Here is a 2,943-nt window from a genome sequence, read left to right as displayed (position 1 = left end):
ACACCACGCCATACGACATTATTGCGTTCGTCTCGTGGGCTCTGAGATTTTTATAAGAGACAGCCCGGAACCAGCTGGTACCGGGCCTCCCGTCCGTCGTCGTGTCCCGCCCGGCGCGCCCGGCGCGCTCTCGCCGAACGGTCACAGAACGTCGTTCTCGCGCCCGCGGACCGACGACCTGTGACCGCTCGGCGTCCACGAACGGGGTGTCTGACACCCGAGGGTCTCGTCCTCCGCCGCGCCGGTCATCTCCGCCGAGCGGTCAGGAAACGTCGTTCTCGGCCCTCCGGACCGACGAATCGTGACCGCTCGCCGGACGGCAGGCGGGGTGTCGTGACCGCTCGGCGGACGGCAGGCGGGATGTCGTGGCCGCTCGCGGGCGTCGGAACGGCTCCCGACCCCGCGTCGCGTCCCCAGAACGGACGGGAGGCCCGGTACCAGCTGGTACCGGGCCTCCTGTCCGCCATCGGGTGCGGGGCGCTCAGCGGCGGCCGAGCGCCTTCCAGGCCAGGGGCAGCACGCCCGCGGCGATGAGGGCCTTGGCGATGCCGCCGATGACGAAGGGGTAGAGGCCGGCCGCCAGGACCGACTGCAGGCCGTTCGGCGCACCGAGCGCGCCGAGGGCGACGGCGAGGTACGGCAGGCCGGTGACGAAGGGGATCGCACTCGCGAGCAGCATCGCGACCGCGGCCCGCCCGACCTTGCGGTCCCAGTTGCGGCGGGCGAGCCAGCCGATGAGGCCGGCGGCTGGGATGAAGCCGATGACGTAGCCGAAGCTCGGCAGGGTCAGCGCGTGCAGGCCGCCCTGGGCGTCGGCGAAGAACGGCGCCCCGGCGAGCCCGACGATCGCGTAGACGAGCATCGAGAGGACACCGCGGCGTGCACCGAGCGTCGCGCCGACGAGGACGACGGCCAGCGTCTGACCGGTCACGGGGACCGGCCACATCGGCACCTCGACCTGCGCCAGCGCGGCGGTGAACAGCGCACCACCGGCGATCAGGGCGGCGTCGGTGGCCAGGCCGTGCGTGCGCAGACGGTCGGCGAGGACTGCGCGGGGAGCGAACCCGGTGGCGTTCGTCATGGATTCTCCTAGAATGGACTGCTGGTCCTGTTCTGGACCATCGGTTCCCGTCAGCGTAGCGGTGCACCTCCCGCACACACCGTTGTGCAAACCCACCAACTGATTGGACGTCCACTGTGCTTGCCGTGCACGAACTCGAGATCCGCGTCGGGGCTCGCCTCCTGATGGAGAACGTGTCCTTCCGCGTCGAGCGGGGTGACAAGATCGGCCTCGTCGGCCGGAACGGCGCGGGGAAGACCACCATGACCAAGGCCCTGGCGGGCGAAGCCGCCCCGACCGACGGCACGATCCAGCGGTCCGGTGAGATCGGCTACCTGCCGCAGGACCCGCGCTCCGGCAACCCCGAGGACACCGCCCGTAAGCGGATCCTCGACGCCCGCGGTCTCGGTGAGCTCGTGGACGGCATCCGCAAGGCCACGCTCGACATGGCCAGCACGGACCCGGCCGTCGCCGAGAAGGCGATGAAGCGGTACTCCCGTCTGGACGACGAGTTCAATGCGCTGGGTGGCTACGCGGCCGAGGCCGAAGCGGCGTCGATCGCGTCGAACCTCAAGCTGCCGGACCGCATCCTCGACCAGCAGCTCAAGACGCTCTCCGGTGGACAGCGTCGTCGTATCGAGCTCGCGCGCATCCTGTTCTCCGACGCGGACACGATGATCCTCGACGAGCCGACGAACCACCTCGACGCCGACTCGGTCGTCTGGCTGCGCGAGCACCTCAAGACCTACGCGGGCGGTGTGATCGTCATCTCCCACGACGTGGAGCTGGTGGACGAGGTCGTGAACCGCGTCTTCTACCTCGACGCGAACCGACAGACCATCGACATCTACAACATGGGCTGGAAGCTCTACCAGCGGCAGCGCGTCGCCGACGAGGAGCGTCGTCGCAAGGAGCGCGCCGGTGCCGAGAAGAAGGCCGCGACCCTGAAGGACCAGGCTGCTCGCTTCGGTGCGAAGGCGTCGAAGGCCGCTGCGGCGCACCAGATGGTCGCCCGTGCCGACAAGCTGCTCGCGGGCCTCGAGGACGAGCGCGTGGCCGACCGGGTCGCGAAGATCCGGTTCCCCACGCCGGCTCCGTGTGGTCGCACGCCGCTGATGGCCGAGGGGCTGTCGAAGTCCTACGGCTCACTCGAGATCTTCGCGGGCGTCGACCTGGCGATCGACCGCGGTTCCCGTGTCGTCATCCTGGGGTTCAACGGTGCCGGCAAGACGACGTTGCTCCGCATCCTGGCAGGTGCCGACGCACCGGACACCGGTGAGGTCCAGCCCGGCCACGGCCTGCGCATCGGGTACTACGCGCAGGAGCACGAGAACATCGACGTCAACCGCACGGTGATCGAGAACATGGTCTCGGCGTCCACCGACCTCAACGAGACCGAGGCCCGCCGGGTGCTCGGGTCGTTCCTGTTCACCGGGGACGACGGCTACAAGAAGGCCGGTGTCCTGTCCGGTGGCGAGAAGACCCGCCTGTCGCTCGCGATGATCGTCGTGTCGGGAGCGAACGTGCTGCTGCTCGACGAGCCCACGAACAACCTGGACCCCGCGTCGCGTGAGGAGATCCTCAATGCCCTCGCCGGCTTCGAGGGCGCCGTCGTCCTCGTGTCCCACGACGCGGGTGCGGTCGAGGCACTCAACCCCGAGCGCGTGCTGCTGCTCCCGGACGGTACCGAGGACCACTGGAACAAGGACTACGCGGAGCTCATCGAGCTCGCTTGACGCGCGGACCGGCACGACAGACCGGACCGGGGGGGGGCGGGGGGGGGCCCCCCCCGCCCCCGGGGGGTGGGCGGGGTGGGCCGCCGGGCCGCCGCGGTCCTGGGCCTGCTCGACGGCCTTGCGGGTGTCATCGTCGCCAAGCGCCCA

At 70.1% G+C, this 2,943-nt stretch carries 2 protein-coding genes; one reads left to right on the top strand and one right to left on the bottom strand.

Going from position 1 to position 2,943, the window contains the following annotated elements; all coding sequences use genetic code 11:
* Positions 1–481 precede the first annotated feature (481 nt).
* Positions 482–1,081 (bottom strand): biotin transporter BioY, encoded by a 600-nt coding sequence (locus QCD68_RS17050; protein ID WP_301223874.1) that lies wholly within the window; start codon positions 1,079–1,081, stop codon positions 482–484.
* Positions 1,082–1,197: 116 nt separating this feature from the next.
* Here QCD68_RS17050 and QCD68_RS17045 point away from each other — a divergent pair, with 116 nt between their 5' ends.
* Positions 1,198–2,796, top strand: a complete 1,599-nt coding sequence (locus QCD68_RS17045; RefSeq protein ID WP_111073526.1) for an ABC-F family ATP-binding cassette domain-containing protein — start codon at positions 1,198–1,200, stop codon at positions 2,794–2,796.
* Positions 2,797–2,943 lie beyond the last annotated feature (147 nt).

Source organism: Curtobacterium sp. PsM8 (assembly GCF_030433875.1).
Lineage (GTDB): Bacteria > Actinomycetota > Actinomycetes > Actinomycetales > Microbacteriaceae > Curtobacterium.
The sequence above is the reverse complement of the archived record's forward strand: the minus strand, read 5'-3'. Positions and strand labels throughout refer to the sequence as shown.